Source organism: Peribacillus sp., from assembly GCF_059453735.1.
In genome coordinates this window covers 1-5,759 of sequence record NZ_JAZVJO010000067.1, presented here as the reverse complement: position 1 = coordinate 5,759, position 5,759 = coordinate 1, and the positions used below count along the sequence as shown (strand labels likewise).

The following is a 5,759-nucleotide window of genomic DNA, read 5'->3' as shown; positions in this document are numbered from 1 at the left end:
AAATGAACATATCCTATTTTTCTTTTTTTGCAAAATAGATATAATGATTTTATTAGGAGGATGATACAGATGGGAAGAAAATCAATTAGAGAAGACAAAAGTATATATTACAAGGCTCGTGAGGAGGCTGGGCTGACAAGAGCTCAGGCTAGCGAACTGATTGGTTCCATGACTGAAAGTCGTCTTGAAAGAATTGAAACTGGCAAAGTTGCGATTTATCCAGAGGATGTTGTTGATTTAGCTACCGCATACAAGCGCCAGGATTTATGCAACTACTACTGCACTCATGAATGCAAAATTGGCCAGAAAACTGTACCAGAAGTAAAAATGTCATCTTTGCCAGAGATAGTACTTGGCATGCTCTCTGCCCTCAACTCTCTCAACAATCAAAAAGAGCGTTTCATTGATATTACCGCTGATGGCGTTATTTCCGATAATGAACTTGAAGATTTCCTCGCTATACAAAAACAGCTTGAGCAAATCGATACGACCGTCGAATCACTCAAGCTATGGGTTGCCAATACTATTGCCGAAGGCAAAATCAATGGTTAGATTTTCGCAGTAAATCTACTACTTTCAAATAGATAAATCCAACTATAATTAAAAAGATTAGAAGGACCAAAATCCACCAGGCTGTACCATTCCTCGTGAGTAAGATTAATGCCATCTGCCTGAGCCATTTCCTCAAGGTGAGTAGGATTCATTGTTCCAACTATAACCTGCATCTTTGCTGGATGACGAAGAATCCATGCTATAGCAATAGCTGATTTTGTCACGCCGTACTGCTCTGCTAAATCTCCAAGAACCTCATTTAATTCTGGGAAATCAGGATTATCAATAAACATGCCCTTAAACATTCCGTGCTGAAGTGGTGACCAAGCCTGAATTGTGATGTCGTGCAATCTGCATAGGCAATGTATTGCTGACACCAAAATGTCTAACCTTCCCAGCTGCCTCAAGCTCATCAAATGCCTCTGCTACCTGCTCAGGATCAAACAAAAGATCTGGTCTGTGAAGCAAAAGAACATCCAGATAGTAGGCATTTCCTGATTTTTTACTATCTGTATTCAAATTCGTCCCCCAGATAGTAAGATTGCTCCACTAAAGTAAAAAAAGATGGCTCACGCCATCATGGTTCTCAGTTGTATTTATAGTCCAAAACCTGGCTAATTACAAGTTTTTTTCTTTTTTTGAATAATACGCTGTAGTAGAATCGGTTGCATGCAATCATTTTTCAAGCTTTTTCCACAAATAAAGAATAATACTTGTAAAAATTTAAATTGTGCAAAATCATTTTGCATGTTTTCATCTTCAAAAATCCTCTTGCGCTGTAATATTCTAGTGCTCACTAAAAATCTTTACAAGTTTTTCTTCTATTTTTATTTTTGTACTGTAGTCACTTGCATGTATTCTCAATTTTTTTCAATAATGCGCTGCAATTGCTATCTAATTCTTTTGTCTGTTTATACTCAATCATTACGATTCCTCATAAATTTCAAGTCGAAATTTGCATCTATTGATTCATATAATCCATGATCTTTTCAGCGTAATCAGCGCTCTGCTCATGCAGATATTGACCATGCCCCATATTTTCAAACTCAATTACTTTCAGTTGGGGAAGATATTGCTTTAACAGTGCAGCACTTTTCCTTGGATATGGTTCATTTGAGCCGTACCAGAATTCGACCTGACCGATGTATCGTTTTATTTCCTCTGGAATCTCATATCTGTAAACATATTCACACACATTGGTAATCGTCTTTGAAGTCACTCTTGGATAAAGCATCTCGACCACGCTGTCATTATCTTTGCCCATGATAAAATCCATCAAGGGCTTGGGAATCTTTTTTCCCCGCTGCATCCACGATATTCCTCTACAGAATAGTTTCTCATACAACTTTGTAAGAACTCCCATCTTTGTAAGAAATGCAGCATCCAGCAGCACCTTGGAGATTCTGACATTTCCTCTTCCGACTATCTCTACCGCCATGGTTCCTCCCATCGAAAATCCAGACAGACAATATAATACTCCATCCAGATTCTCGATAATGAATCTTTCGATTTCAGTGCAATTTTCCGCTAAACTGTCCAGTTCACCCAGACTGTCACTATGTCCGTCCACCTCGGCAAGAATAACATAATAATTATTCAGATACTCTAATAAAGGTTCGTAGCACAGTAATGCAGTTGAGGCCATTCCATGTATAAACAGTATCGATTGTTTGTTTTTGTCACCATACGTCAGAAAATTCATCTTTTCCCCTTCTCAGCAAATCACGATTTTTTGTTAATTTCCTAAAAAAATCAAAGTTCATCAATTTTCAAGTTTTATTACATAGCACCTTCTTTTCCGGCAGATTAACTATATCCATAATAAGCCAAGGTAGGAAACACAAATTTCATTCCTTCACGCATAATTTCAACCTTGTTTCCTTTCATCTGTCACGATATGATCTACACCGAAATGTTCGTTCTGAAGATATTCTTTCATAAAAGTTGGAAAAGCTTTGTATTTATCAAGCTCTGCAATCGGGAGCCAATACATATTTTCCTTTACCCCTTGGGTATAACTGTCACTCTGAAGTTCCTGCGTTCCCTTTGATTTCATCAGGAAATACATCGCAATCTCATGACAATCCATTCCCTTTAATGCCCCTTTGTTTTCATTAAAGAAGTTTTCGTGAATCACCGCAAGATGATCTATCTCATATGCAACACCGGTTTCTTCATATACTTCTCTTTTGACGGCATCTTCAGCAGTTTCTCCCATATGCACAGCCCCACCAATAGAGTAGTAATAATCATCCTTCTCGTTTCCCGCAAAAAGAACACATCCATCCTCAACAATGATAGCCGCTGCGCGATATCTAAACCATTTATTTTCAGTGGTAAATCCACAATCATATTCCATTTCAATCTTCTCCCTTTCCTCATCAGTTTTGCATCTATCAGCAGATGATTCGTCTAGCTCAATTGTGTCACCAGTGGTGACACTTTCTATCTCAAAGGTACAAAAAACTAAATATATCCTATCATGAATAGCACTTGCTTTCAATTAAAAAGCGTGTAGCCATGCGGCTTTATCGGGTTATATCCTTCTTCTTTTGTGCCGGTTTTCTCATTACTTTTTTAAGACCAGGAATTCTTTGTTCTCCAATTCTTCAAGCCATTTATCCGTGTCTTCTTCTGCAATCAGCTTCGCTTCCTGCATATTTATGATTTCACTTTGTCCCTGTCGTACCTGCTCATTCTCATCGCTCACAGAATAATCAGCAGCTTTCTTTATCTCTTTTGCATGCTTTGCAACAGCTTAGACATCTCAGGCTTCTTAGTCTTGCCCCACTTTTCCTTGAATACTTTTAAGGCTTTTTAAACTATTTTATGCCACACTGTCACACTATAAATACAAAAAAGGGAATGTACCCTTGCAAGTAAACTTGCGGGAACATTCCCTTTCGTATTTGCATCGCTTGTATAAACGCGATAATTATCTCTTTGAGAACTTTTTCATTGCCTTAAGTGCCTTGTTTTGGGCATTTGTAAGGCGAGTTGCTGTTTACCTGCTGCGTACGGTAGAAAGCTCAGGGCTACTGTATGCGGCTGATGGCAACTTTAATAACTGCGATCAAAAATAATACTCTTATTTTATTTTCTACTCATTAAATCTTTGTCTGTATTTTGTAAGATTATCTTCCGATTTAATCTATCACACCGGTTCTCTAATAGAAATCTCTCCAGTTATTTTTTCACCAAGCTTATTTGCCCATCTTTCAGGATAAGCGGAAAAATAAGATATTTTATTGCGTTCCCTCTTCCTTACGAATACTGGTAAAAAACTCCATGCGATTGATGGAATACCTACTAGAAATATATACAAAGGGCCAAAGATTAACGACTGTATAGTATGTCCATATTCATGTATCATTAACATCTTCGAAAAGCACTCTGGGTCATATTCTTTTCTATATTGAGGATAATAATAAAACGGATCATCAGAAACAAAAAGAAACATCCCCAGTGACAAACTCGATTTACTTTTCCATTCCGTAACCATTGCTCCTTTATATGGATAATGCCTGCAGTTCTTATTCAAAGCATAAATGATTGCTCCGGCCAGTGTTTGAGGAAATCCCCATGTCCATTGTAAGATTTTATAAAAGTACATAATAATTCCCCCTCGCATATAAAACTGAAATATTATCTTACAACCAGCCGATTCTTGTCTTAAGAATTTGTTTCCTTAAGCTGTTGTCTAAATAATATATGTTTTCTTTTTTCTCATTTGCTACAATACAGCTATCATCCCATCCATATTTTCGACAAAGAGCCTTGTTAAATGCATAATGCGATACTGGTTTTTCCTCAGAAACATTAAGAATCCCGACATAATCATTTGTAGTCAGCTCAATAATTGCATCAGCCAATTCATTCACATCAACGATACTGAATTCAATATTATTGGCTCTGATATATATCTCTCCGGAGTCCACATGTTTTTTCAATGCAAGACTCCTATTATCCATTTCTCCAAAAGGATCAATGCCATAAATACTGCCAGGACGAACAATACAATAATTCGGCAACTTGCTGATAACTTGCTCAGACTTTATTTTTCCATTGAAGTAATGATGATTATAGCTTTCTTCCGTCCTAAGAAATGGTTCAACGCTTTCAGACATGTTTTTCTCATAGGCAACTGAAGTAGACACAAAGATAAACCTTTTAGAACCTACGGCATAACAAAGGGCAGGCATCACTTTTTCAGCAATCTCTTCCTCACGTTCATGATTCATCACTGTCCAGATAATAACGTCAGGCTTATATTCCGTCACGAGAGCAGTCAGGCTGCTTATTTCGAAAACATCCTGTTTAATATAATCTCTATTTTTATTATTCTTGCTGTACGTTCCTAATACTTCATTACCACTATTCTTTATTTTCGAATAGATAGTGCCCCCAAGGAACCCACTGGCTCCCAAAATCAATACTTTCATACTTTCTCCATAAAACTGAAAGTTACAATTTCTTCTCCATCAAATCAAACTTACCCTTGCGCCAGCTTGCATATCCTCTGGACTCATATCCATTATGTAAATATAATCTTTGTGCAAAGGGATTCTCCGTATAAGTGTCAAGCCTGACGGATTGATATCCCATCGCTTTGATCTGCTCTTCAACATGATGTAAGACCGTCTTTCCTATACCTTGATTCTGAAAAACCGGAGAAACGCAAAACCTATGCAATATATATGAGGTTTTCTCATCATATCTCCATTGCCCATTTTGATATTGCTCATCACACTCGTCGCTTATCACATATAGGGCAACCAAATTCTCATTCAAATAAGCCAGATACAATGTTTGTTTTTCAATATCTTCTTCAAAATCTTTTCGCTCAGGATAGATATCGTCCCACTGGTATATACCGTGGCTTTCCATCTCATTTATAGCCTGCTGAATCAGCAAACAAATGGCATCTATATCCTGTTTTGTTCCTAATCTGTATACAATATTCATCTTTTTTTGTCATTTCATTATCCTGAAAGTTAATCTATTCAGAAATACTTAAATTTTTTCTTTGTAGCAACTGCTTAAAATTATACCTATATCTACCATCCTGTTCAATATTATGTGCATAAAACAAGGGCGTTTTCACGCCCCTGCCTATTGCACTATCAGTTATTCATCTCTCAGGTCTTTGATTATTCCTATTAAGATTAGGGACTTGTTGCTCTTTTCTCTGATCAACTATTGCCTGG

General features: G+C 37.1%; 7 protein-coding genes and 1 pseudogene. 1 reads left to right on the top strand and 7 read right to left on the bottom strand.

Features of this window, described 5'->3' with window-relative positions; all coding sequences use genetic code 11:
- Positions 1-69 precede the first annotated feature (69 nt).
- Complete coding sequence (locus tag AC52RT_RS02260; protein WP_495539240.1) at positions 70-552, top strand: helix-turn-helix domain-containing protein; 483 nt, start codon at positions 70-72, stop codon at positions 550-552.
- Here the strand turns inward: AC52RT_RS02260 and AC52RT_RS02255 are convergent.
- From AC52RT_RS02255 to AC52RT_RS02225, 7 genes and pseudogenes are all read right to left on the bottom strand, one after another.
- Positions 549-1,035: pseudogene (locus tag AC52RT_RS02255) on the bottom strand (aldo/keto reductase); the annotation flags it as partial. The gene AC52RT_RS02260 and the pseudogene AC52RT_RS02255 sit on opposite strands and share 4 nt — an antisense overlap.
- Positions 1,036-1,513: 478 nt before the next feature.
- On the bottom strand, positions 1,514-2,254 hold the full coding sequence (locus tag AC52RT_RS02250; protein ID WP_495539239.1) for an alpha/beta fold hydrolase: 741 nt from the start codon (positions 2,252-2,254) through the stop codon (positions 1,514-1,516).
- Between the two features lie 165 nt (positions 2,255-2,419).
- Positions 2,420-3,055 (bottom strand): NUDIX hydrolase, encoded by a 636-nt coding sequence (locus AC52RT_RS02245; protein WP_495539238.1) that lies wholly within the window; start codon positions 3,053-3,055, stop codon positions 2,420-2,422.
- Between the two features lie 66 nt (positions 3,056-3,121).
- On the bottom strand, positions 3,122-3,262 hold the full coding sequence (locus AC52RT_RS02240; protein WP_495539237.1) for a hypothetical protein: 141 nt from the start codon (positions 3,260-3,262) through the stop codon (positions 3,122-3,124).
- A gap of 444 nt (positions 3,263-3,706) precedes the next feature.
- Positions 3,707-4,165, bottom strand: coding sequence for a hypothetical protein (locus AC52RT_RS02235; RefSeq protein ID WP_495539236.1), 459 nt, complete (start codon positions 4,163-4,165; stop codon positions 3,707-3,709).
- Between the two features lie 37 nt (positions 4,166-4,202).
- On the bottom strand, positions 4,203-4,994 hold the full coding sequence (locus tag AC52RT_RS02230) for an NAD-dependent epimerase/dehydratase family protein (protein ID WP_495539235.1): 792 nt from the start codon (positions 4,992-4,994) through the stop codon (positions 4,203-4,205).
- Between the two features lie 22 nt (positions 4,995-5,016).
- Positions 5,017-5,517 carry a GNAT family N-acetyltransferase gene (locus AC52RT_RS02225; RefSeq protein WP_495539234.1) on the bottom strand — a complete coding sequence of 167 codons (501 nt, stop codon included), beginning with the start codon at positions 5,515-5,517 and terminating at the stop codon, positions 5,017-5,019.
- Between the last annotated feature and the right edge of the window lie 242 nt (positions 5,518-5,759).

What these genes read in the sequence shown, in the direction of transcription:
- AC52RT_RS02225 (WP_495539234.1), bottom strand. Translation starts at nt 5,517, where the DNA reads ATGAATATTGTATACAGATTAGGAACAAAACAGGATATAGATGCCATT.
- AC52RT_RS02250 (WP_495539239.1), bottom strand. Translation starts at nt 2,254, where the DNA reads ATGAATTTTCTGACGTATGGTGACAAAAACAAACAATCGATACTGTTT.
- AC52RT_RS02260 (WP_495539240.1), top strand. Translation starts at nt 70, where the DNA reads ATGGGAAGAAAATCAATTAGAGAAGACAAAAGTATATATTACAAGGCT.
- AC52RT_RS02235 (WP_495539236.1), bottom strand. Translation starts at nt 4,165, where the DNA reads ATGTACTTTTATAAAATCTTACAATGGACATGGGGATTTCCTCAAACA.
- AC52RT_RS02230 (WP_495539235.1), bottom strand. Translation starts at nt 4,994, where the DNA reads ATGAAAGTATTGATTTTGGGAGCCAGTGGGTTCCTTGGGGGCACTATC.